This is a genomic window from Novosphingobium aeonii, assembly GCF_052279045.1.
Taxonomy (GTDB): Bacteria; Pseudomonadota; Alphaproteobacteria; order Sphingomonadales; family Sphingomonadaceae; genus Novosphingobium.
The window spans coordinates 576,380-599,977 of record NZ_CP176833.1 but is presented as its reverse complement, the minus strand read 5'-3'; the positions used below and the strand labels follow the sequence as shown (position 1 = coordinate 599,977).

Sequence of the window (23,598 nt, the reverse complement as noted above, 5' to 3'; positions counted from 1 at the left end):
GAACCCGCGCCCTCGTGACCGGCCCCCACCGAGTGGTCCGGGTTGTTTGTTAGTGTAAGATTGCCTCCGGCGCCATGGCTGGCCGTAGGTGCAGCGTAGCGGAACCGGAGGGCAGCCATGGCGCCGTCGCCGTCTCCGGGGCCGGCGGTCGATACCCCAGCGAACTATGAGGCCTGACGGTGTTGTAGTGCCGCCGCCAGGCCTCGATCAGGATCTTCGCCTCGGCCAAGGTGTAGAAGATCTCCCCGTTCAAGAGCTCATCACGCATCGAGCCGTTGAAGGACTCACAGTAGCCATTTTCCCATGGGCTGCCGGGTGTAATGTAGAGCGTTTTCACGCCGATCTTCGCCAGCCATTGCTGCACGGCATTGGCGATAAATTCAGGGCCATTGTCTGACCGTATGTGCGCCGGCGGCCCCCGTGTGACGAACAACTCGGCGAGAGTCGCCAGCACGTCCTCGCTGCGCAGCCGTCGCGCGATGGGTAAGGCGAGGCACTCGCGGCTGGCCTCGTCGATGATCGACAGGATGCGGAACTTGCGGCCATCATGTGTGCGTCCCTCGACGAAGTCGTAAGACCACACATGGCCCGGATATTCCGGTCGCAGGCGGATACATGATCCGTCGTTGAGCCAGAGCCTTCCACGCTTCGGTTGCTTCTGCGGCACCTTGAGCCCTTCACGGCGCCAGATGCGCTCCACCCGTTTGCGGTTCACATGCCAACCGGCATCGCGCAGCAAGGCCGTCACCCGGCGATAGCCATAGCGGCCATACTGCCGGGCAAGCGCGATGATATCCTCGGTCAGGGCTGCTTCGTCATCCGCCCCACGCGGCGTTTTGCGCTGCGTCGATCGATGTTGCCCGAGCACGCGGCAGACCCGCCGCTCGGACACCGGCATCATGCCCCGGATATGATCGATACAGCGCCTGCGGCGCGCGGGGCTCAGAAGTTTCCCCGCGAGGCCTCCTGTAGGATCAACTTGTCCAGCGTCAGATCTGACACCGCCCGCCGCAACCGAGCGTTTTCCTTCTCAAGCTCTTTCATGCGCCGAGCCTGGTCCATCTTCAGGCCGCCATACTCCTTGCGCCAGCGGTAGTAGCTCTGCTCGGTGACGCCGATCCGGCGACACGCATCCGCCACCGTTCCGCCCTGCGCCAGCACGATCTCCGCTTCACGCAGCTTGCCGATGATCTCTTCCGGCTTGTGCTTCCTCGCCATTCAAGTCCTCCTTCGTGGCCAAATCTAAAACAGATTTTGGGCCACTCAGAAGGGGGCAGATCAGGCTCGTCACGGCGCTGCTGGTTGCGAAGGTTCTGGGCATCCGGCCCGATCTCCACACCGCAATGCACGGCTTCTCGTTCTGGATGAAGTGGACCTACACCGCTTCGCTGGGCATCGGCGCAATCGTTGCCGTCATTCGCCTGTCGCGCCCGACATCCTCCGGCTTGCGCGGATTGTGGTGGCTGATCGTGCCGGTCCTGCTGCTTGCCGGGATCGGCATCGCCGAGCTTGCCGCCACCCCGTCGCGCGAATGGCTCGGCATGTGGCTGGGGGCGAGCTGGAAGGTCTGTCCGTGGCTGGTGCTGACGTTGGCAATGCCGATCTTCATCGGCCTGCTGTGGTCCTTCCGCCGTCTCGCGCCCACGCGCCTGCGCGAAGCGGGCGCTGCTGCGGGACTTGCGGCAGGGGCATGGGCAGCGACGATCTATTGCCTGCATTGCCCTGAAGTATCGGCGATCTTCGTGCTCACCTGGTACAGCCTGGGCATCCTGTTGGCCGCACTTGCCGGTGCCTTTCTGGGGCCGCGTCTTCTTCGTTGGTAGGTGTGTGTAACCGGGACCGACGCACCTGCGTAGGAGAAGGGCCAATCCGGCAAATCTACCTACAGGAGAGCATCATGACCCCATCCAAAAGCACTGCCACCGCAGGTTTCGCCGCCATGGCCGCCCTCATCGCCCTGTCCGGCACCGCAGCCACCGCGCCTGCCTTTGCCAAGAGCAGCGCCAAGCAGGTCGAATGTTTCGGCGTCAACGCCTGCAAGGGCCAGTCAGACTGCAAGACCGCCAGCCATGACTGCAAAGGCCAGAACGACTGCAAGGGACAGGGTTTCAAGTCCGAGAGCGCCAAGCAGTGCGCAGCCGATGGCGGCAGCCTGACCCCGCCGAAGTGATCGAGCGGCCCGGCCGTCGCTTCTGTCGTTGGCCGGGCTATTTTTTCAGGAGCAATACGATGTTCGCGACCCACCAGTTCGGCCTTGGCCTGCGCAAGCCGCACTACAGCGATTTCCTGGACGGCGAAGCAGCCGTCCCGGTCGATTTCGTCGAGGTAATCTCGGAGAATTTCATGGTCGATGGCGGGCGCCCCCTCGATGTGCTGCGCCGCGTTCGGGAGCGTCATCTGGTGGCCCTGCACGGCGTCTCGATGTCGATCGGCTCGGCAGATGGTCTAGATCTGGACTACCTCGGGCGCCTGCGCTCGCTGGTCGATGCGATTGATCCGCTGTTCGTCTCTGATCACCTGAGTTGGTCGCGAATCTGTGGTTTCAACTCGCACGACCTGCTGCCGCTGCCCTATACGGCCGAGGCGCTGGACGTGGTCTGCGCTAATATCGATCGGGCGCAGGACTGTCTGGGCCGCACGATTCTGATCGAGAACCCGTCGAGCTATCTGGCACTTGAGGGTGAGATGAGCGAATGGGCCTTTCTCGCCGCACTGTGCCAGCGAACCGGCTGCGAGCTGTTGCTGGACGTGAACAACATCTATGTCAGCGCCCGCAACCACGGGTTCGATCCCGTCGCTTACCTTGCAGGCATTCCGGCAGACAGGGTGCGTCAGATCCATCTGGCCGGCCACAGCCAAGGCCGCGAGCTGCTGATCGACACCCACGACAAGCTGGTGCCGCCGTCGGTCTGGTCGCTCTATGCCGAAGCGATCGCCCACATCGGCCAGGTCGCGACGATGATCGAACGTGACGACGCGATCCCCCCGCTTGCCGACCTGCTGGCCGAACTGGACACGGCACGCCGTATCGCCTGCGATCCGGCGAGGAGGACAGCATGAGCCTTCTGGCCCTGCAGGCAGGATTCCGCGAGTGGCTCACCAACGAAGCGCGGCCCGCTCCTCTCTGCGCAGCCCGGTTCGAGGCCGGCTTAAGCATCTATCTCAATAACTACCGTGCCCAGCTGATGGACTGCCTGCAAGAAAGCTATGGCACCGTCCACGCCTGGCTGGGCGATGCCGCTTTCGAGGCTGCGGCAGCCACGCATATCGACCGCGCCGCGCCGACCAGCTGGACGCTGGATGCCTACGGTGCGGACTTTGCAGTCACGCTCCGGCGGCTCTATCCGGGCGATCCGGAGGTCGCGGATCTGGCTGTTCTGGAACACGCGCTGGCACAGGCCTTCACCGCGCCGGATGCCGCTCCACTCGATCCGGCCAGTCTGGGCGCGATCGAGTGGGATCACGCCCGGCTGCACTTCGTCCCCAGTCTGACCCTGCTGACCACGACCAGCAATGCCGCCGCGATTTGGTCGGCCCTTTCGCAGGGCACGGCGCCACCGGCAGCGCAGCCGCTTCCTGAACCGACGACGATCCTCGTCTGGCGTGAAGGGTTCACGCCGGCCTTCCGCACACTCGAACCGGCCGAAGGGCACGCGTTGGCAGGCCTGTCGAAGGGGGGCACGTTTGGCGCATTCTGTGCCGAATTGGTGGCGCATCTTGGGGAGAAAGCAGGCCCTGCAATGGCAGGCGCCTACCTCGGGCAATGGCTGTCCGACAGCATCGTTGCCGAAATAGCTGACGCCAAACTGTAACTCGGCAAAGTTGCATTGCGTAGGCCTTCCTTTAAAGGAAGGAGCTATTATCGCGGATTTGAGCAGATTGACGACTGCCGCACTGTTCCTTCAGGGAGACGGGACCGCGGTGCCACTTCGGCTGATCGTCGGCTTCGGCTTCTTGGAGCATGGCTGCCTCTAACTGTCGCGCTGGCCGGAGCACTTCGAGACGATCCTTCATGGCATGAGCGGCAGGATCGGGTTCGGAATCTTGGGTAATATCTCCTGCAACCTGCCGTTCTTCAGATGATCCATTACCTGATAAGCAAAACTCCGGACGATCCCGTGGCCAGAAAGAACTACGTCGATGCCGGCTTGCGTGCTGTTGACCGAGAGGTGCGGCCTGATCGAACTCCTATGTCCGTCTACAGCGCCGCTTACCGGTCTTTCGGTCGCTGATCTTTCTAGCCTTCGTGCGTCCAGATTTGTTTGCCCATTCAGGATTTTCGAGACGGGCCGTGAAGAGATCGGTGGATCCCGTGGAAAGGTTTCGGGAAAACCGCGAACCCCTATCTCGGCACTGCTTGAAGTTTCAAGGACAAGCGAACGTTGTCAGTTTCAGAAACCATGGCCCTTGCGTCATGCTTTTCCGGTCTTCAATAGCGACAGCCGGGTGTTCGCCATTAATGGCGGCAGGTTTTGTAGCATCGGTCGGGCCGCCGTTGCATGTCAGACCACGCCCGGAGTCCGTATGGCCTCGCTCGCTTCAAATCCCCCAGTGCGCTTCGTCGTTTTCTCGACGGTCAGGCCAATGCCGGCCTGATCCTAATGGCGATGGCAGCGCTTGCGCTCGTCCTCGACAATTCCCCTCTTGCCCCGGACTATGAGGCAATCCTGCGTTTTCATGTCGGACCACTTTCGCTGGCGCATTGGATCAACGATGCGCTCATGGCGGCGTTCTTCCTGCTGGTCGGACTGGAAATCAAGCGCGAAATGCTCGACGGGCAGCTCGCCTCGTGGCCTCGGCGTCTCTTGCCCGGCATCGCCGCGCTTGGCGGAATGCTTGTCCCCGCATTGCTGTTCTTTGGCCTCAATAGCGGTGAAACGGCACGCGGATGGGCCATTCCTACTGCGACGGATATTGCTTTTGCGCTGGGTGTCATCTCGCTGCTCGGCACCCGTGTTCCGGCATCGCTAAAGGTATTCCTTGCTGCCTTGGCGATCATTGACGACCTCGGCGCTGTCATCATCATCGCGCTCCTCTATACAATCTCCATGGTTGACCTCGCTTGCGCGGTCGGGGTCGTGACGATCCTGATCGCTCTCAACCGCCTGAAAGTGCTCAGGCTGCTGCCTTACCTACTCGTCGGCGCATTGCTGTGGTTCTTTGTTTTCCGCTCGGGTATCCATGGAACATGGCCGGTGTCGCGATGGCCCTGACCATTCCGCTTGATATCACGCCGAGGAAGCACGACAGCGACGCCGCCAGTCCACTGCACCGGCTCGAAAAGGCGCTGCACGTGCCGGTGGGCTTCATCATCGTCCCGCTGTTCGCGCTCGTAAACGCAGGTGTCCCGGTACTCACCCTGCCGCTTCGCGCGCTTGCCGAGCCGGTGACGCTTGGCGTCGCAGTGGGGTTGTTTCTCGGCAAGCCGATTGGCGTCTTCGGATTTACCGCGCTTGCTGTCTGGTTTGGTCTTGCCGATGCGCCTGCCCACGCAAGCCGGATGCAGATGCTGGGGGTTGCCCTGCTGTGCGGCATCGGTTTCACCATGAGCGTGTTCATCACGCTCCTGGCGTTCCCCGGTGCTCCGATACTCCAGTCAGAAGCGAAAATCGGTATACTTGCAGGCTCCCTCCTCTCGGGGCTGGCCGGCTTCATCGTTTTGCGCCTGGCGCACCGGGAAATCCCGGATCAGGCGTAAAGGAGCGAGAGGGTTAGCGCGGCGCAGCCCACGACGAGCGCAACCAGCGGCGCACCCATGTGCGCGTAGTCGCTTAACCGGTAGCCTCCGGGCCCCATGACCAGGAGATTGTTCTGATGACCGATCGGCGTCAGGAAATCCGACGAGGCGCCGATCAGCACCGCCAGCAGCGCGGCATCTGGACTTACATGCAGGAGGTTTGCTGCATCGATCGCCAGTGGCCCCGGCCTGTTCGATCGGATCAGGAATGCATGCAACGCTATGCCGATCTCCGTTAAAGTCCGCTGGTATCAATCCCGTGCGATGCGATGCGTGGATATCTATTGGCTCCGCTCGCATGGCCCAAGTGCCGCCAGAACCATGCGATAGTCCGCGTAAGCTTGCTGTTTGGAGGGGAAAGCGCCCGAGACGTAAGCACTTTGCGGAGGTGACGCCGGAAGGAAACAGGCAAGGTTGTACCATTCGAGCGTGTCTTTGGTGGGGGGATGCAGACCGCCTCCCGTCAGTTCCGAAAACGAGACACCCCAGTTTTCGGGCTGGCCGGGCATGTGACGCACGGCGATGGTCACCGGACCCTTTTCCGTATCAAGGAAGATCTGCGTGCGACCCTGCCCCGCAAGATTTCCGGGAACATAGCCCAGTTCCCTTACACCGGTTACGGGGGCTGTCGCACGCGGCGAGACCAGCGCACGAAGTACCCCGCGCAGGCGGCTTTCCCGTTCCGGAGACCAAAGCTGCTGCGCGGCGGGTTCCACCAGCTTGATCTCTTTGGGTCGACCAGGCACGCGCGATGCGAAAAGGAAAACATCCTTCCCCATCCAATCGGTGGCGCTTTGCGCTGAAGCTTCGGGCAGATCGACCAGATACTGCAGCGAACCACCGATCCCGTTCTTGCCGTATAGCAGCGCCCGCGTGCTGGCTTCGGCATAGTAGCGACGATGATTTGGCAGCCGTGTGCCCGGTGCAGTGCCCGCTACGGGCTTCAATTGCGTTATCCGCGCAAGCACGACAAGGTCGGCCTTTTTCGAGAGCTCTACTGTGTCCACGTAGGTTCCCTGGTCCGCGGAAAGGGAACGGACCTGCGCACGCGAGGCACTGGATATGAGCGAGCAGGTGGCGGCCGCCAGGCCGATCAGCAGGATTGGGTGGCGAGCGGGCATAGTTCAGGGGTTCCGCTGAAAGGATACAGGGGTGGGCGAGAGGAACTTGCCTTCAGGGCTACGCCCTGGACCTCGCGAGAGAAAGGCAAAATCTGCCCCCGTTGGCCGCTGGAAAACCCTCAGCCCGAATTCCGGCATGACTGCGAGCAGATGGTCGAAGATGTCGCCCTGGATCGTTTCGTATTGCGCCCAGACCGTAGTTGTTGCGAAAGCGTAGATTTCGAGCGGAAGGCCATTCTCGCTGGGCGCCAGCTGACGCACCAGCAGGGTCTTGTCGTCGGCGATATCCGGCCGCGCTTTCAGATAGGCCAGTACATAGGCGCGGAAAGTGCCGAGGTTGGTCAACCGCCGTGCATCGAGCACTTCGCTGGGAGCATGCTCCCGGTTCCACGCCTGCACTTCGTCCTGACGCTGCCGGAGATAATCGCGCAGCACACCGAACCGCGCGAATTTCGCAAGGTCGGCCTCACCGAGAAAGCCGATCGAACTCTGGTCGATCATCAACGCTCGCATGATCCGGCGGCCGCCGGACTCGGACATGCCGCGCCAGTTGCGGAAGCTCTCCGTAATCAGGCGATAGGTGGGGATCGTGGTGATCGTCTTGTCGAAATTCTGAACTTTCACGGTGTGCAGGGCGATGTCGATCACATCGCCGTTGGCATCGAGCTTGGGCATCTCGATCCAGTCGCCCACGCGGACCATGTCGTTGGAACCGATCTGCACGGACGCGACGAGCGAGAGGATCGTGTCCTTGAAAACCAGCATGAGAACCGCCGCCATGGCGCCGAGGCCCGACAAGAGCAGTAGCGGCGACTGGTTCATCAGCGCCGCCAGCATCAGGATCGCGGCTGCGGCATAGACCAGCAGGTTGGCCACCTGGACATAGCCTTTGATCGGCCGGTTCCTGGCATCGGGGCGGCGCTGGTAGAGCTCGTTGCCGAGAGTCAGCGTCGCCGTGACGGCAAGGGCAAGCGTCAGGATGATGATCACTGCGCAAAGGCTGTGGACGAGCGAAACGAACTCCATCGGCAGGCCAGGCACAGCGGCGATGCCCACTTGCACGATCACGGTCGGCAGGATGTTCGAAAGGCGCGCGGCGATGACGCCGACATGGCGGGCTTCCGCTTCGAACGGGCTACGCCCGAGCAGGCGAAGCACGCCCTTGAGCACGATCCGCTTGGCGACCCAGTTCGCCAGGGCCGCACCGGCCAGTAGCGCCAGCAGGGCGATGCCCGTCTGCATCCAGGGCTCGCTCGCCCAGGGCAGGTCCAGGGTTGGAAAACGGAAAGTTGATGGGGATCGGGTAGGCAAGACGGTTCCTCAAAAGGATCGGTACGGCGACCTGTTCAAGTCCTTGGCAGTGGTTTTCCGGCGCTCTCGGGTGTTAATTCCAGCGCGAGAAGACCGCAGAGGCAGGCCAGTATCATGACGTAGGCCGGTACGAGCGGGTTGCCCGTCACATCGATGAGCCAGGCGTTGACTAGGGGCGCCGTGCCTCCGAACAGCGAGGTAGACAGGTTGTAGGCCAGCGCAAAGCCCGCAAATCGTACCGAGGTGGGGAAGAAGGCCGGGAAGGTCGCCGAAATCGTGGCGAGTTGGGGCACATAGAGCAGGCCGAGCAGGACGTAGCCGATCGCCGCCTGTACCGGGCCGATGCCCATAAGATGGTAGAGCGGGATGACCAGCAGGGTGAGCCCCAGCAGCGATGCCCGCCACATCGGTTTGCGACCGATCCGGTCGGACAGGGCTCCTGCAAACGGGAGCAGGAGCATCATGAACAGCATGCCCGAGATCGGCACGATCAGAGCCGTGTCGGTGGCAAGGCCGAGGCGGCGCTCCAGATATGTCGGCATATAGCTCAGCAGCGTGTAGTTGACCACGTTGAGGGCGATGACGAGGCCGCTCATCGCCAGCAGGGGGCGGCGATAGCGGGAAAGCAGGTGGCGAAGTCCGGCTGGTTCCGCCTCTCCGCTCTCGCGCTGCGCCTCCGCTTCCTGGAACAGCGGCGTCTCCGCCATGCGCGCCCGCAAGTAGAGGCCGACCAGCCCCAGCGGACCGGCCAGCAGGAACGGCAGGCGCCAAGCCCATTCGCGCATCGCCGTATCCCCCAGCAACAGCGAGAAGCTCAGCATCATTAGCGCGCCGGCGCTGAAACCGGCCAGAGTGCCGACTTCCAAGAAGCTGCCGTAGAAGCCGCGCTTCTCGTCCGGGGCATATTCGGCCATGAAGATCGCGGCACCGCCGTATTCGCCGCCGGTGGAGAAGCCCTGCACCATGCGCAGGACCACGAGCAGCGCGGGTGCCCAGCCGCCGATAGCGGCATAGGAGGGGATGAGGCCGACGCCGACAGTGGCACCGGCCATGAGCAGGATCGTCAGGCCGAGCACGGCCTTGCGGCCATAGCGGTCTCCCAGCGGCCCCCAGAACAGGCCGCCCAGCGGACGCACCAGGAACGAGATCGCAAAAGTGGCAAGCGCGAATAGCGTCGCCTCCGCCGTCTCGCCGGGAAACAGGGCGGCGGAAATGTAGCTCACGCCATAGGCGTAGATACCGTAGTCGAACCACTCGGTGGCATTGCCGATGGCGGATGCGCAGATGGCTCGGCGCAAGTCGCGCGGTTCGGCTCTCCCTGTTACGGCGGGCCCTGTTACGGCGGGCACTATTCTGGCGGGCGGATTCAATGACGGCTCCCTGTTTGTCCAGACTCGTCCGGTGCCGCGGATGTTTCCGGGGCGAGCGGATCGAGCGAAGCGGCCAGCGGCGAGGTGCGCGGCAGGCCGATGTAGCTTTCCTGAAGGTGGGCGGGCACGGGGTCCGACTTCGCCTGCCGCAGCAGTGCGAACGAAGCCGCGGCGCTCGCGCAGGCGGCGATGAACAGGAACAGTCCTGAAGCCCCGGTCAGGGACACGGCCAAGGATCCCGTGGCCGGTCCGGCAGCGGCGCCCAGCGAATAGACGAGCACGAGACCGCCGCTCGCCGCCACGCGCTTTTCCGGCGCGAGGTGATCGTTGGTATGGGCCGCGCACAAGGGATAGAGCGCGAAACTCAAGCCTCCGAACAGGGCGCCGAGCCCGAGCAGCAGCATCCCCGCCTGCGCCGTGAGGGCGATCGCAAGCGCGGCGGCCAGCGTTCCGGCGAAAGCGAGCACGATCACCTTGCGGCGGTCGATGCGGTCGGACAGCCAGCCGAGCGGCCATTGCAGCACCACGCCGCCCAGGATCACCACGCTCATGAACAGGGTGGTCTGCGAAAGATCCATGCCCAGCCGGCGCGCGAACACGGCGCCGAGCGCATAGAAAGCGCCGAGCATCACCCCGGTCAGCCCGGCACCGACCATACCGAGAGGCGAGGTTTGGTAGAGTTCCCGAAACGGCAGCGGCGCGAAATCGCCGGTTTCGGGCGCGGCGATACGGGTCAGCAGCACTGGAATCGCCGCCAGGGAAATCAGGATCGATCCCACCAGCAGCGGCACTGCCGGTCCCCCCGCTCCCAGGCGGATGAGGAACTGCCCCGCCGCCTGCCCGCCGTAGAGCATGATCATGTAGCCGGCCAGCACCATGCCGCGACGATCGGGTTCGGCGCGCTCATTCAGCCAGCTTTCCACGCAGACGTAGATCCCCGCGAGGCACAGGCCATCGAGGAAGCGCAGCGCGCCCCAGAACACCGGGTTGGTGTGGAGCGCATAGGCCAGCGTATCTGCGCTGAGCAGCGTGACGAAGGCCGCGAAGGCCCGGATATGGCCGATGCGCCCGACCAGCGCGGGCACACGAACCGACCCCAGGGTGAGGCCGGCGAAATAGGCGGTCCCGACGAGACCTATCGCCAGCGCACCGCTTCCCGCCCGCTCCAGCCGCAGCGCGACGAGCGTGTTGAGGAACCCGCCGCCCGCCATGAGCAGGAAGATGGCGATCAGCAGGCTGCGGACGGGAAGGATGGCCTTTAGCATGACGATGCGGCGCCCTTTCCGCCAAAATGCGGAAAAGGGCGCGTTTTCCGGTCAGGCCGCGGCGCGGTCGGTGGCGGTGCCCGCCTCGACCAGCGCGGCGTGAAGGGCACGGACGGCTTCCTCAAAGTCCGGCGCCGCAACGATGAACTGGACGTCCACGTTACGGATCTGGTGCTGGAGCGCGACGAGGCCGATGCCCGCGCTGTCCAGTGCGGCAAGAGCGCGGGGCACCAGTCCGGGCTCCGACAAGTCGGTGCCGATCACCGAGACCATCGCCACTTCCTGCGCGGTCACCACCGATCCGGGCCACTGCGCGCACAAATCGTCGACGATCTGCGCGGCCTGTTCGCTGCCGGTGCCGCTGAGGTAATGGGTGATGGTATTGGCGTTGGAACTCTTGCTGACGATCCAGGCGCCGTGGCGGGTCAGCGTTTCCAGGATCGCCGCGTCGTAGCCCTTCTCTCCCACCATGTCCTGCTCGAAGAATTGCAGGGCCTGGACCGAAGCGAGCCCGGTGACGATCTCCACGCGCGGTGCCTTCGAAACGTAGTCGCCCTCGATCAGCGTACCCTCGTCATGGCGTTCGAACGTGTTGCGGACGCGCAGCGGGATACCCGACTGGCGCAGACCCCTGCCCGCACGCGGATGGATCGCTTCCATGCCGAGGTTGGCGAGCTGGTCGGCCACGTCGTAGTTGGTCCAGCCGATCTTGCGCGCCCGGCTTTCGCCGACGAGACGGGGATCCGCGCTGGATAGATGGAACTCCTTGTGGATGACCGCCTCGCGCGCGCCGGTGACGACGGCGATACGGGAGAAGGTCATCTCGGAGTAGCCGCGGGCATAGCGGCGCACCATGCCGCCTTCGCAGCCCGCGTAGCCGGTGACGATCGGCATCTCGCGAGAGAGATCGATCGAGGCGAAGGCGGTGCGGATGCGTTCGTCGAGATCGACCAGATCGTCCTGGCTCCAGACGGAAAGATCGACGAAGACGGCATTGACCCCGCGATCGCGTAGGAGCAGCGCCGTCGAGTGCGCGGCATGGGCCTCGCCCAGACCGGCCAGCATTTCCCGCAAGGTGGCGATCTGCTCCGAGAGGCGGAAATGGCCGTGGCGGCGCAGGCGGTCGAGATCGTCGAGGCAGGATTCCAGCGCGGCGATCCGCTCTGCAACGAAACGGTCCACTTCCTCGCGGCTTTGCGGGCGCGCGAACATTTCGGCATTGCGCGCCCACATGGCGCCCAGCACTTCGGTCAGCGCGGTGCGCCATGCGCCCGGCGTTTCGTTGCGCACGAAATGGCCGTGAACGCCCGGCTCGCCGCTCTTCTTATGCTCGAGCAGCAGATCGGTCATCCCGGCATAGGCCGAGACGACGAAAATCCGATTGTAGAGATCCGCGCCCTTGCGTCCGGCGACCAGTACGTTCTCGAACACGGTGGAGGTGGCGGCCATGGACGTGCCGCCGATCTTCTCGACGCTGTGCGTTCCCGTCATGCCGCTACTCCTTCGACAAGTCCCTCGATTGCGCCGGAAATCGGCACTACCGGTGAGAAATCGCGCGCAGCGATGAATTCGGGACGCGGCGCGGGCGCGGCATAGGGCGACGTCAGCCGGTTGCTGACGGCGTTATAGACCAGGAAGGCATTGGCGCGCGGGAAAGGCGTGATGTTGCCGTTGGAGCCGTGCATGATGTTGCAGTCGAACACCACCACCGTACCCGGCTTGCCGACTGGCGCGTCGATCCCGTGGCGATGGGCCAGCTCGGCCAGGCTGAGTTCGTCGGGAACGCCGTATTCCTGGCGGCGCAGCGACTGGCGGTAGTGGTCCTGCGGCGTTTCGCCGACGCAGGACACGAAAGTCCCCTGCGAGCCGGGGATCACCATGAGCGGCCCGTTGTTCGGCGTGTTCTCCGCCAGCAGGACCGACATGGACAGCGCCCGCATCACGGGCATACCGTCCTCGGCATGCCAGGTCTCGAAATCGGAATGCCAGTAGAACTCCTTGCCCGCGAAGCCCGGCTTGTAGTTGAGCCGGGTCTGATGAAGGTAGACCTCGTCGTCGAGCAGGAAGACGGCGACACCGGCCAGTCTCCGGTCCGCGGCAAGGCGGGCCATGACGTCGCTCTGGGCGTGGATCTCGAAGATCGAGCGGACTTCCCGGCTGCCGGGTTCGGCAATGACCGTCTCGTCCTTCAGACCGGCGGGATCGGCCAGGAGGCGTCCGGTTTCAGCCTGCAGCGTGGCAACTTCCTGCGCGGAGAACAGGTTTTCCAGCACGAGATAGCCGTTCCGGTCGAACTGTTCGACCTGGGTTGCGGTCAGCGGCGCAGCTGGGTGCCAGGCCCGCCGCGCGACGGGTTCGTCCCGCGGCTGTAGCCTGGGTTCGCTTTCGCATCGGGTGGGATAGAGATCCTGCATCGTTTGCCTGTCCCTCCCTCAGTCAGCCAGAGCCGGATAGGCGCCGTTCTCGTCGTGGACCTCGCGGCCGGTGACGGGCGGATTGAAGGTGCAGGCGCAGAGTATGTCCTCCACCGGGCGCACGATGTGGCGGTCATGGGCATTGAGCGCATACATCACCCCCGGCTTCAGTTCGTGGGTCTCACCGGTGCCGAGATCCTCGATCGTGCCGCTGCCCTGAAGGACGAGCACGGCTTCCAGATGGTTCTGGTAGTGCATGTGCAGTTCCTCGCCCGCGAACATTGTAGTGACGTGGAACGAGAAGCCCATCCGGTCATCCTTGAGCAGCAGACGGTCGCTGACCCAGCCCTTGCCCTGGACGTGACAGTCGGACTTGCGGATATCTTCGAGATTGCGAACGATCATGGGTATGTTCCTTTAATGCTGGGATCGGGCTCAGGCGGCGACGCCGAGCTTGCGCGTCGCTGCGAGCGCGGGGAGCGCCTCGGCCACGGCTTCTTCCAGGATATCGAGACCGGCGTTGAGCACGGCATCGTCGATCACCAGCGGCGCCAGCACCTTGACGATCTCGTCGTAAGCGCCACTGGTTTCGATGATCAGGCCCTGCGCGAAGCAGGCAGCGGTGATCTTTCCGGCCACCTCGCCGCTGCCCACATCGATGCCGCGCATCATGCCCCGGCCGCGGGTGGACAAACCGTGGCGGGCGGCGATCGCTTCGAGGCGGCGTTCCAGGATGCCGCTGCGGCGGGCAATATCATCGACGAAGGCCGGATCCGCCCAGAATTCGCGCAAGGCCGCCGTGGCCGTCACGAAAGCGTGATTGTTGCCCCGGAACGTGCCGTTGTGCTCGCCGGGGGACCACTGATCGAATTCCGGCCGCATCAGGGTCAGCGCGAAGGGCAGGCCCATGCCGGAGAGCGACTTGGCCAGAGTGACGATGTCGGGCGTGAAGCCCAGGCCGTCGAAGCTGAAGAAGTCGCCGGTGCGGCCGCAACCAGCCTGGATGTCGTCCACGATCAGCAAAGCGCCGTGCTTGTGGGCGATGGCGGCGATCCGGCGCAGCCACTCGGGCGAAGCGGCATTGAGGCCGCCTTCGCCCTGCACGGTCTCGACGAGGAAGGCAGCAGGCGCATCGAGCCCGCTGGACGGATCCGACAGGCGCTGTTCCAGCAGTTCGGCCGTATCGACATCCGGCCCGTAGTAGCCGTCGAACGGTTCATGGCTGACATGGTTGAGGGGAACGCCCGCACCGCTGCGCTTGCCCGCATTTCCGGTACAGGCCAGCGCGCCCAGAGTCATGCCGTGGAAGCCGTTGGTGAAAGCAATCACCATCTCGCGCCCGGTGACCTTGCGCGCCAGCTTAATGGCCGCCTCGACAGCATTGGTGCCGGTGGGGCCGGTGAACATCGCCCGATAGTCGAGCCCGCGCGGCTCCAGGACCACTTCCTCGAACGTGCGCAGGAACTCGCTCTTGGCCTTGGTGTGGAGATCGAGCGCATGCGTGACGCCGTCACGGGCGATATAGTCGATCAGGGCCTGCTTCAATACCGGGTGATTGTGTCCGTAGTTCAGCGAGGAGCAGCCCGACAGAAAATCGAGATAGCGCCCGCCCTTGCTGTCGTGCAACCAGACGCCTTCGGCGCGGTCGAACTGGCGGGGCATGGCGCGCGAATAACTGCGAACCTGGGATTCGCGGCGGTCATAGATGCTGGTGTCCGGCGCATGCGCGCTCGGTTGGGGAATCGTCGTCATCTGGAGGAATTTCCTGTTCAGTTGGACGGAATGAACGGCAGCGGCGAAATGCTCGCCTGCCATTCGGTATCGTGCGCTCCGGCGAAATGGGCATCGCGTTCGAAGCGCGTGGAGCGCGTCAGGACGGCGCCGTGGCGCCGCGCGAAGGCGGAAAAAAGCGCCCAGGAGGCCGAGTTCGCCTCGGTAATGGTCGTGGTGAGTTCACGCGCGCCGCGCGAAGCGCTGCGGGCGATCAATGCGTCGAGCATGCGCCCACCCAGGCCCTCCCCGCGCGCCTCGGCCGCCACGGCGACCTGCCAGACGAAGATACAGTCGGGACGGGAGGGCGGACGATAGGCGGAAATCCAGCCGAGCAGCCGGCCGTCCCTTTCGGCGACCACGCAAGTGCCGGCAAAGTCGCTGCACTGGAGAAGATTGCAGTAGGCCGAGTTGCCGTCGAGCGGCGGCGATGCCGCGATCAAGGCGGAAATGGCCGGCCCGTCCTCGGCTTTGGGTTCGCGCAGGACGATAGCAGCGCCGGAATTTCCTTCCGCAACGCCGCCCTCGTCGCGCGCGCGGATCGGGCTCGCGGAATCGCTCTGCGGGCCAACTTCATTCACATTATCATCGAGTATTACTTCACCCTCCGAAGCACATTCGCGTGCTTGGCCGTTGCCATGTCATTCGTGGTTCTCGCGTCATACCATAGGGATTGCGAGAATATGCGCAACAGTACGGTTTCAAAAGTTCGCTTTCACACCGTCATGGAACTGCAATTAATTCGATTTTCGAAGCATCTTCACGCTTGGCGCAAACCCGCAGGAAAGCTAGCTATCGGGCATGGAAATCGATCTCACACCGGCGGCACTTCTGGCCCTGCGAAAAATTCTCGACGCAGCCGAGCTAGAGAACCGGAAAATGGCCGCTGCGACGAGCTTGACCTCCTCGCAGGCACTGGTGCTACGGCAGATCGGAGGCAACGAGACGATCACGCCGAGCGCGGTCGCGAGCGCCCTGGGTTTTGGACAGGCGACGATCACCAACATCGTCGATCGCCTGGTGGCGGCGCAGCTCGTGACGCGCACGCGCGGCCTTACCGACAAGCGGCAGGTATTGTTGCAAGTCACCGAACTCGGCCGGGAAAAGCTGAAGGCCTCGCCGTTTCCGCTCCAGATGCGCTTCAGCCAGGGTTATGCCGGCCTTGCCTCTTGGGAGCAGGCGATGATCCTGGCTGCGCTGGAACGGCTCGATGGGTTGCTTACGCCCGAGAGCGCAGGCCTGGTCTGATTAAACTGCTTCGAACGGACGGATTTAGAGAATCGGCGGAGATTGCCACGCATCCTTCCCATCACATCGAAGTCATCGCTGGAGCGCTGGGGAGACAGACCGACAAACAACACTGAACATTGGGAGGAATGGCCGAAAAGGTCATCGAGCGCTTTGAATGCAAGTGCAACCAGCCTCACCCCTGTCAGGGTGACTTGAGACGCGGACAGAGCCGCCATTCAGCGCCTTCTAAGAGCATCTCCAAAGCGGTCATTCGTTGACTGAGAGATCGGCGATGATGAACGGCCGGCAATGGGAAATTTTGCTCGGTCCGGTTCCGAGCACGTAGCCCAAGAAAGCTGACGCTCCTGGCATAGAGATTGCCATCTGTGCTTTGACAGCTACGCGCCCATCCAAGCCGTTCAATTGGAAAAGCAGCGCGCCTATGAGCAGTCAGTCCGCTCATGACTGAGGCTGGTGGTGGGTTCAACGGGTGGTGGCAACACTTTAATCTTTTGAGGAAGATGGAGTGTCGCGATGAAGCAGCGTCGTCGGATATATTACACGGCCAGCCAGCGAGCGGAGATATGGGATCGTTGGCAGCGCGGGGAATCGATGAGTTCGATCGGGCGAAGGTTTGATCGAGAGTCATCGTCGGTATTTTCGGTGATTTCGCCGACCGGCGGTATCAGGCCCGCCGATCGCAAGCGTGGCCGCCTTGCGCTGAGCCTTGCCGAACGGGAGGAGATATCGCGGGGCCTGAGCGTCAGTGAACCCTTGCGTGCGATAGCACGGCGACTGGGCCCCGCGCCTTCGACGATCAGTCGCGAAGTCAGGCGTAACGGCGGCCTTGCACGGTATCGGGCGACCGTGTCCGATCAGGCGGCCTGGGACCGAGCCTTGCGGCCCAAGCCCTGCAAGTTGGCTTGCTCGCCGCCATTGGCCCGGGCAGTATCGGCCAAGCTGTGCCGCAAATGGTCACCAGAGCAGATTGCGGGGTGGCTCAGGCGCAGCTTTCCCGAGGAGCCGCATAGGCAAGTGTCGCACGAGACTATCTACAGAAGCTTGTACATACAGGCGCGGGGAGTTCTGAAGAAGGAATTGCTGGAGCATCTGCGCGCCCGGCGCACCATCCGCAGGTCGCGGCACGCCAGCCTCAAGCGCAACGGGCTGGGACAGATCAAGGATGCCGTGTCGATCAGCGAGCGTCCCGCGTCGGTCGAGGACCGCGCCATTCCCGGCCACTGGGAAGGCGATCTGATCGGAGGCACAAAGAACAGCTACATCGCGACGCTGGTCGAACGGCATTCGCGCTACGTGATGCTGGTCAAGGTCGCCAACAAGGACACAAGGAGCGTGGTGTCGGCGCTGATCAGGCAGACGCAGCGCCTACCGCGCGAACTCTACAAGTCGCTCACCTGGGATCGCGGCAAGGAACTGGCCGATCATCCGCGCCTCTCACTGGCTACCGATGTCGAAGTCTATTTCTGCGATCCGCAATCGCCTTGGCAGCGCGGCTCCAACGAAAACACCAATCGTCTGCTACGACAATACTTTCCCAGAGGAACCGATCTATCGCTATACAGCCAGGCCAAACTGAGTGCCGTTGCCCGGCAACTCAACGAACGGCCAAGGAAAACGCTCGAATACCAAACACCCGCAGAGCGCTTTCAAGCCTGTGTTGCCGCCACCCGTTGAACCCACCACCCATCGCAGCCGATCAAAGACGCAAACGTCACGAGCCTTGCACAAACCCGCCGGACCGGTTTCAAGAGAAGCGATAAGGGCACCACAAAGACCGGGATGGGTGGATGGCGGTCAGGCCGCTTTCGGGTGACAGGCCGCCGATGATTGACATTGATCGCACCCGACCAAAGCGGCACCTGCCGACCAGATCTAGCCGTCCCATTTCGCGCCTTTCAACCGCCAGTGTCGCCTGGCAGTCGGTCGACCCGTCCAATCAGATCGCAGAGCCTCGATCAAACATATCGCGATTAATTAACGATCCTGAACTCCGCCGCTCGCGGTTATGCCCGCTCACTTATTGAACCGCAGCTCGCTTCTTCCGCGCGCGTACGTCCTCCACGGACAGAGGCGATCCATAGTTACAGGCTATGGCCTATCGAGAAGGCGCTATTGGACGCGATGGAACGTGTCGTTTACCCTGAAAACGCAGGGACGATGATCCCAACGTCGATCAGTGGAGAGATAATAAATGGACGTATCACGTCGGGACTTGCTCCAAGTTTCCTTGATAGCCGGGTCTGCGCTTGTTGCTCCTTCGTTCGGTTGCAGCGCGGAAGTCAAGTTTCGATCAATTCGAAATCCGATGAAGCTTCCGGCAGGTGTATGTGACCCGCAGATCCGGGTCTACAATGACGTCGCCTGGCTCTACGCGACACATGATGCGAAACCAGACAATTTAACCTTCACCATGAACGATTGGCAAATCTGGCGTAGCACCGATCTCGAAAATTGGATGCTCGCAGGAACCCTCACGCCGGAACAGACCTACTTGCGTCAGCCAAGTACCCAATGTTGGGCTACGGATGCGGCCGCTCGAAACGGAAAGTTCTATCTCTACTTTTCCATGGGTCCGGAGGACATCGGGGTGGTCGAGAGCTACCGGCCAGAAGGTCCGTGGAAAGACCCTCTCGGGAAGCCATTGATCGCAAAGGGGCAAGTTCCGACTGCATCGCGCGACCCGGGCATTCTCCAAGAAGCGGACGGGACCAGCTACATGGTCTTCGGCACCTTCGACTTCTATGTGGTGCGTCTTAACGAGGATATGGTCTCCTTGGCCGAGGAACCGCGTCTGGTCGAGATTACCGACAAGGAAGGGCCGTTCGGACCCGGTAAAACGGACGACAAGCCGTTTCTCCACCGTCGAGGTGATCTCTATTACTTGTCTTGGGGCACCTACTATGCAGTCAGCAGCTCACCGTACGGCCCCTTCAAGTGTCAAGGGGCGTTGCTGAAGCCTGAAAATGTAGACGAGACCTTCCGCAACGACAGCGCCATGCGCGGGCCCCATGCGCCCCCGCCACAATATCGTCCGAAGGACTGGCTCAATTTTGATCGGCACGGGTCGTTCTTTGAATGGCGCGGCAAGTGGTTTTTCGCGTGCAATGATCAATCCCAACCCGGCACTTCACCGCTTTTCCGCCGGAGCGTTCTCTGCGAGGTCAACTACCTGCCGGACGGACGCATTGCGCCGCTGCATCTGAACCGCAGCGGTGTGCGTATACCGCGATAAATAGAGAGTGTGAATGGGGGCGCTTGCACCGGAGGACCGCCGCAAGCGCCGATGTTCCATAAACATGACTGAGATGGGGCTCTCTGGTCAGGTTGCGTTCCTTCCCGAGCGGTGAGCACCGACAGGCCGCTATGGAGCGCGACCCTCCGGCTGATGAGGGGCCGCAATGGGGGGTCTGCAGACCGGCAGCAAATCTCCTTTGTTGGCGATGCGCCAAACGAAAGGCGACGGGCAGCTATCTGCCGATCTGAGCCGGTGAGCCGCCATTCCGCAACCGGCCAGTCTTGGGCATCCTGAATGGCATAGCAGACCGGCTGCACCTGGGAGCGGACAATCGGCGGTTGAACGGCGACAAAGGGTCGGTGGTGTACGCGCACCCCGGGGCATGTAGCTATTCGAATTCAGCTGTTTCAGCAGGCCGCATGGCTATGAATTTCGCGGCATCGATGCCGCCTGTACGCAGGCTCGCCGTTAGGCGCCGGGCGGGTTCATCCCAGGGTTCGTCCGTCAGCTTGAATGTCCCCCAGTGCATGCCGACAGCCGCTTTTGCATCCAGGTCCAGCATGATCTGGATGGCATCGTCGGGATCGGTATGCTGGGCTGCCATGAACCAGCGCGGTGCATACGCACCGATCGGTAGGATTGCGACATCGACCGGCCCGAAGCGTGCCCGCAAGTTGCGAAAGATCGCACCTGTGCCGTAGCCAGTGTCCCCAGCGAAATAGACCGTCCGGCCAAAGGCCTGCAACATGAAGCCGCCCCACAGAGCCATGCGGCGATCGCGGGCACCACGCGATGACCAGTGCAAGGCCGGTACGACATGCGCTTGAGCACCCGGGGCGATGTCGAAGCGGTCGAACCAGTCGCCCGTTTCGACGCGGGCATCGGGGATGTGGCGGCGAATTATGCTGTCGTTGCCCAAAGGGGTGATGATCCTTGGGGCATGCCGCGCCTGAAGCTGACGCAGGGTCGCAACGTCCAGATGGTCGTAGTGATTGTGGGACAGGAGGACCGCGTCGATGGGTGGCAGATCGCTCATCCGGACACCCGGCGCGGTCACGCGGCGCGGCCCGGCAAAGGCGAGCGGACTGGCACGGTTGGACCAGACCGGATCGGTCAGGATGTTGAGCCCGCCGGTTTGGATCAGCACGGATGCATGGCCGACCATGGTGATGCACAATCCCTCCACCCGTTCCGCCGGAACGATGGGAGACACCGGCATCGATTTCGGCCATCTGGTCCGGGGAGCCGTGCGATACCAGCGCAGGATATCGCGCATAGACCGGTCCGTTTCCGGCTCTCCTGCCGAGTTCGTAAAGCGGTGCCCGTCGAAGTGGGATGAGACGGGCCCGGAGTAGTAGCGGTTCGCGGATGACATAGGGCCTCGCTTCAAGTGGATCACTTCACCTCCGCCCAGGCAATGGCGTCTGCGCCCGCCGGAAGAACCGCCGGACAGTCCGCGTCGGTCGCCGCACGGAAGATCGCATCCGCGACGTCCTGGGCCTCTGTGACCGGGCCATTGGCAGCCTCCATCATCGTCGCCAGCGTTTGCCGGGCATAGTCGGCATAGGGTTCGGCGAAGCCACCGGCATCGGCCACGTGGCCTTGGGCGGTGCTGCCAAAACTGGTCGATGGCGCCATGCCGGGCATGACGACCCGAACGCGGATGCCGAAGGGTGCCAGTTCGTGCGCGGCGGATTCGCTGAGAGCGTTCATCGCCGCCTTGCTGGCACGATAGACCGACAGCAGGGGCAAGGGCTTGTAGAGCGAGCTGGAACTGACATTGACGACGACGCCCGAGCGTCGCTCTCGCATCCCGGGAAGGACGGCCTGCATCATCGCGATCGCCCCGAACAGGTTGGTTTCAAAAACCTCGCGCACCGTTTCGAGAGGCGAGCCCTCGACCGCGTTCAGCCATCCCATACCGGCGTTGTTCACGAGCACGTCGATCGCTCCGGCCTGCCCGATTGCAGCCGCGATGCTGTCTGCATCGGTCACGTCGAGCGGAAGGATATGCAGCCGGTCCGACGTCGGGAGTGTACTGGCGGCCGGATTGCGCATGGTGGCTACCACGCGCCAGCCCTGGTTGAGGAAATGTAAGGCCGTGTCGCGACCGAAGCCGGTCGAACAACCGGTGATGAGGACAGTCTTCAACGTAAAGCTCCTTGCAGGGGATCGTTCTTATCCCTTAGATATGAATGATCCTTCAGCTTTGGTATTCGCATATGAGCCGCCCGACGCCTGCACTGCTAAAACCGCGCAAGACGCCGCGACAGGTGCGTTCTGCCGTGACGATCGAGGCCATTCACTGCGCGACCATTCAGGTTTTGCTGACGCGGGGACTCGGACATCTCACCACGACGCGGGTCGCCGAGCGCGCCGGCGTTTCCGTAGGTACGATGTACCAGTATTACCCCCACAAGCAGGCGTTGCTCTTCGCTCTGGTCGAGCGCCAGTTCAACCTGATCGAAACGGCGATGAGGGACGCGACAGACCAGTTGATGGGCGGTGACCTCAAGACGATCGCGCATGGCGTGGCGACGGCCTGGCTGGACGCGAAGATGGCAGACATGGTCGCCTCGCGCGCTATCTACGGCATCTCTGCCGAATTTGACTTGTCCGAACTGATGAGCAGAGCGGCGCAGACCATGACGGTGTCGATCGATGGGCTGCTCGCCAGTGCCTGCGATGCGCAATTCGCCGACCGAGCGTCAGTGGCTTTCATGCTAGCGGCGCTGTTGGGCGGGTCCGTCCGGGTCGTCATGGAGGCCGACCCTTCAGAGGAAAATTTCGCGCGACTTCGGCGCGAACTCCCCGAGGCCTGCCACGGTTATTTGGTGGCCGCCAGTCGGAGCGTGTAAGGATAAGCGGACCTTCCTCTTATCGGTGCGCTCAATTTGCCATTTAAGGTCCGGAATGGGTCGGTTTCAGAAACCGCTCGGCACTCGTCTTAATCCAATCAGCCTGATTTTAGTTTGAATGCTCTTGATGGCGATGAAATTGCCGATCTGATCATTCAAGCGATGCGACGAAGCGCCTTTCCTTGGGGCTGACGTGATCGAGACAGTCTTCCGAGCGACTGCTAACACTCTACGGTGATTACGAATTCTGACGGCCGGGGGCCGCCGGGATCTAAGCTCGACATTGTTAAGACGGGGGCGGCATTGTTGAAGCAATTCCTTTTCATCGGCTTCTGTGCCAACGCGCTCGCCGCCTGCACGGATGCGTCCACGGGACAAACCCAGGCAAAAGAGACGCCCGGCGTAGCCGTACAACGAGGGGACGGGCGGCCCTACGAGGTCACCGAAAGCGAGGTATGGGACGTGCCCGATCCCGCATCGCAACGAGGCTATCAGGTCTTCGTGGCCCTACCGCCATCCTACCGCACACAGCCTGAGCGTCGATATCCGGTAATCTATGCGACGGACGCCGATTACGCGTTCCCGATGCTCAAGCAGATCGGCCGCCGTCTCAATGTCGAGGGGCCGACCATCGAAGAGTTCATCCTCGTCGGGCTCTCTTATGCAAAAGGGGAAGGCGGCGTGGAAAGCCGCCGTCGCGATTACACGCCGACGGAGAACGGCCCTGCCGGATCGCCGAAGGGAGCGGTACACGGTCAAGCGAAGGCCTATCAAACCTATGTTCGGGACCAAGTGCTACCTTTCGTCGCTCAACGCTACCGGACGGACGAGAAGCGGCGGATTTTTCTGGGCCATTCATACGGCTCGCTGCTCGGCATGCAGATCCTGCTGAGCGAACCCGGCCTGTTTGATGGCTATGTTCTGGGGAGCCCCTCGTTCTGGTACGATCATCATTTCATGGTGAATCAGGCACGCGCCTACGCGACCAGCCACGACGACTTGCCGGCGCGGGTCTACATGTACATTGGCGAATACGAAGAGACGCGACCCGGCGATGCGCGTTTTTCCAAATCCGCCAATATGGTGACTGATACCAGGGACATGGATCAGATCCTGCGATCCCGCAGATATCCCTCCCTTCGTTTGCAGACGGAAGTTCTCAATGACGAAGATCACGTCAGCGTCGCGCCGCGCGGCTTCACCCACGGGCTGAAGTACCTACTGCCGGTCACAGTCGGGCTCCGCCAGTAGGATAGCGGCCAGTCG

Annotated in this window: 22 protein-coding genes and 1 pseudogene; 10 read left to right on the top strand and 13 right to left on the bottom strand. The window is 62.7% G+C overall.

Features of this window, described 5'->3' with window-relative positions:
* Positions 1 to 49 precede the first annotated feature (49 nt).
* Positions 50 to 1,218 (bottom strand): IS3 family transposase gene (locus ACLIMP_RS18385; protein WP_443478072.1). Its coding sequence is split into 2 segments (ribosomal slippage): positions 50 to 957 and positions 957 to 1,218, totalling 1,170 coding nucleotides; the frame shifts between segments, so codons are not numbered across the junction.
* Positions 1,219 to 1,232: 14 nt separating this feature from the next.
* Here ACLIMP_RS18385 and ACLIMP_RS18380 point away from each other — a divergent pair.
* The 5 genes and pseudogenes from ACLIMP_RS18380 to nhaA all read left to right on the top strand — a co-directional run bounded on the left by ACLIMP_RS18380 (position 1,233) and on the right by nhaA (position 5,698).
* A complete protein-coding gene (locus ACLIMP_RS18380; RefSeq protein WP_443478766.1) occupies positions 1,233 to 1,823 on the top strand; it encodes a DUF1109 domain-containing protein in 591 nt (196 codons plus the stop codon).
* 74 nt (positions 1,824 to 1,897) lie between these two features.
* On the top strand, positions 1,898 to 2,170 hold the full coding sequence (gene bufA2 / locus ACLIMP_RS18375; protein WP_054436105.1) for a BufA2 family periplasmic bufferin-type metallophore: 273 nt from the start codon (positions 1,898 to 1,900) through the stop codon (positions 2,168 to 2,170).
* 59 nt (positions 2,171 to 2,229) lie between these two features.
* Complete coding sequence (gene bufB, locus ACLIMP_RS18370) at positions 2,230 to 3,060, top strand: MNIO family bufferin maturase (RefSeq protein WP_443478765.1); 831 nt, start codon at positions 2,230 to 2,232, stop codon at positions 3,058 to 3,060.
* Positions 3,057 to 3,812 (top strand): HvfC/BufC family peptide modification chaperone, encoded by a 756-nt coding sequence (locus tag ACLIMP_RS18365; RefSeq protein WP_443478764.1) that lies wholly within the window; start codon positions 3,057 to 3,059, stop codon positions 3,810 to 3,812. The genes bufB and ACLIMP_RS18365 overlap by 4 nt, the downstream gene beginning before the upstream one ends.
* Positions 3,813 to 4,499: 687 nt before the next feature.
* Positions 4,500 to 5,698 (top strand): annotated as a pseudogene (gene nhaA, locus ACLIMP_RS18360) (Na+/H+ antiporter NhaA).
* On the opposite strand, the gene ACLIMP_RS18355 reads toward nhaA, so the two are convergent.
* The 10 genes from ACLIMP_RS18355 to ectA form a co-directional block, all read right to left on the bottom strand.
* Positions 5,689 to 5,955: a hypothetical protein gene (locus tag ACLIMP_RS18355; protein WP_443478763.1), complete on the bottom strand. Its 267-nt coding sequence runs from the start codon at positions 5,953 to 5,955 to the stop codon at positions 5,689 to 5,691. The pseudogene nhaA and the gene ACLIMP_RS18355 overlap by 10 nt on opposite strands.
* Positions 5,956 to 6,018: 63 nt before the next feature.
* A complete protein-coding gene (locus tag ACLIMP_RS18350; RefSeq protein ID WP_443478762.1) occupies positions 6,019 to 6,744 on the bottom strand; it encodes a hypothetical protein in 726 nt (241 codons plus the stop codon).
* A gap of 117 nt (positions 6,745 to 6,861) precedes the next feature.
* The gene (locus ACLIMP_RS18345; protein ID WP_443478761.1) at positions 6,862 to 8,100 is read right to left on the bottom strand and encodes a mechanosensitive ion channel family protein; all 1,239 of its coding nucleotides are present in this window, start codon (positions 8,098 to 8,100) and stop codon (positions 6,862 to 6,864) included.
* 104 nt (positions 8,101 to 8,204) lie between these two features.
* Entirely contained in the window at positions 8,205 to 9,521 is a 1,317-nt protein-coding gene (locus ACLIMP_RS18340; protein ID WP_443478903.1) for an MFS transporter, read from the bottom strand.
* A 14-nt stretch (positions 9,522 to 9,535) separates the two neighbouring features.
* On the bottom strand, positions 9,536 to 10,804 hold the full coding sequence (locus tag ACLIMP_RS18335; RefSeq protein ID WP_324699394.1) for an MFS transporter: 1,269 nt from the start codon (positions 10,802 to 10,804) through the stop codon (positions 9,536 to 9,538).
* A 51-nt stretch (positions 10,805 to 10,855) separates the two neighbouring features.
* The gene (locus tag ACLIMP_RS18330; RefSeq protein ID WP_324699393.1) at positions 10,856 to 12,295 is read right to left on the bottom strand and encodes an aspartate kinase; all 1,440 of its coding nucleotides are present in this window, start codon (positions 12,293 to 12,295) and stop codon (positions 10,856 to 10,858) included.
* Positions 12,292 to 13,218 (bottom strand): ectoine hydroxylase, encoded by a 927-nt coding sequence (gene thpD, locus ACLIMP_RS18325; RefSeq protein WP_324699392.1) that lies wholly within the window; start codon positions 13,216 to 13,218, stop codon positions 12,292 to 12,294. The genes ACLIMP_RS18330 and thpD overlap by 4 nt, the downstream gene beginning before the upstream one ends.
* A gap of 18 nt (positions 13,219 to 13,236) precedes the next feature.
* Complete coding sequence (locus ACLIMP_RS18320; protein ID WP_324699391.1) at positions 13,237 to 13,623, bottom strand: ectoine synthase; 387 nt, start codon at positions 13,621 to 13,623, stop codon at positions 13,237 to 13,239.
* A gap of 30 nt (positions 13,624 to 13,653) precedes the next feature.
* A complete protein-coding gene (ectB, locus tag ACLIMP_RS18315) occupies positions 13,654 to 14,970 on the bottom strand; it encodes a diaminobutyrate--2-oxoglutarate transaminase (protein WP_324699390.1) in 1,317 nt (438 codons plus the stop codon).
* Between the two features lie 17 nt (positions 14,971 to 14,987).
* Positions 14,988 to 15,569 carry a diaminobutyrate acetyltransferase gene (gene ectA / locus ACLIMP_RS18310; RefSeq protein ID WP_443478760.1) on the bottom strand — a complete coding sequence of 194 codons (582 nt, stop codon included), beginning with the start codon at positions 15,567 to 15,569 and terminating at the stop codon, positions 14,988 to 14,990.
* Positions 15,570 to 15,789: 220 nt separating this feature from the next.
* On the opposite strand from ectA, the gene ACLIMP_RS18305 reads away from it, so the two are divergent.
* From ACLIMP_RS18305 to ACLIMP_RS18295, 3 genes are all read left to right on the top strand, one after another.
* Positions 15,790 to 16,236 (top strand): MarR family winged helix-turn-helix transcriptional regulator, encoded by a 447-nt coding sequence (locus ACLIMP_RS18305; protein ID WP_054436096.1) that lies wholly within the window; start codon positions 15,790 to 15,792, stop codon positions 16,234 to 16,236.
* Positions 16,237 to 16,752: 516 nt separating this feature from the next.
* Positions 16,753 to 17,913 (top strand): IS30 family transposase, encoded by a 1,161-nt coding sequence (locus ACLIMP_RS18300; protein ID WP_443478759.1) that lies wholly within the window; start codon positions 16,753 to 16,755, stop codon positions 17,911 to 17,913.
* Positions 17,914 to 18,544: 631 nt separating this feature from the next.
* The gene (locus ACLIMP_RS18295) at positions 18,545 to 19,471 is read left to right on the top strand and encodes a family 43 glycosylhydrolase (RefSeq protein ID WP_324699389.1); all 927 of its coding nucleotides are present in this window, start codon (positions 18,545 to 18,547) and stop codon (positions 19,469 to 19,471) included.
* Between the two features lie 391 nt (positions 19,472 to 19,862).
* On the opposite strand, the gene ACLIMP_RS18290 is transcribed toward ACLIMP_RS18295, so the two are convergent.
* Complete coding sequence (locus tag ACLIMP_RS18290; RefSeq protein ID WP_443478758.1) at positions 19,863 to 20,639, bottom strand: MBL fold metallo-hydrolase; 777 nt, start codon at positions 20,637 to 20,639, stop codon at positions 19,863 to 19,865.
* 230 nt (positions 20,640 to 20,869) lie between these two features.
* A complete protein-coding gene (locus ACLIMP_RS18285; RefSeq protein WP_324699388.1) occupies positions 20,870 to 21,625 on the bottom strand; it encodes an SDR family NAD(P)-dependent oxidoreductase in 756 nt (251 codons plus the stop codon).
* Positions 21,626 to 21,669: 44 nt separating this feature from the next.
* Between ACLIMP_RS18285 and ACLIMP_RS18280 the strand changes: the two genes are divergently transcribed.
* A complete protein-coding gene (locus tag ACLIMP_RS18280) occupies positions 21,670 to 22,332 on the top strand; it encodes a TetR/AcrR family transcriptional regulator (protein WP_443478757.1) in 663 nt (220 codons plus the stop codon).
* A 306-nt stretch (positions 22,333 to 22,638) separates the two neighbouring features.
* Positions 22,639 to 23,583 (top strand): alpha/beta hydrolase, encoded by a 945-nt coding sequence (locus ACLIMP_RS18275; RefSeq protein ID WP_324699386.1) that lies wholly within the window; start codon positions 22,639 to 22,641, stop codon positions 23,581 to 23,583.
* Positions 23,584 to 23,598: the final 15 nt, after the last annotated feature.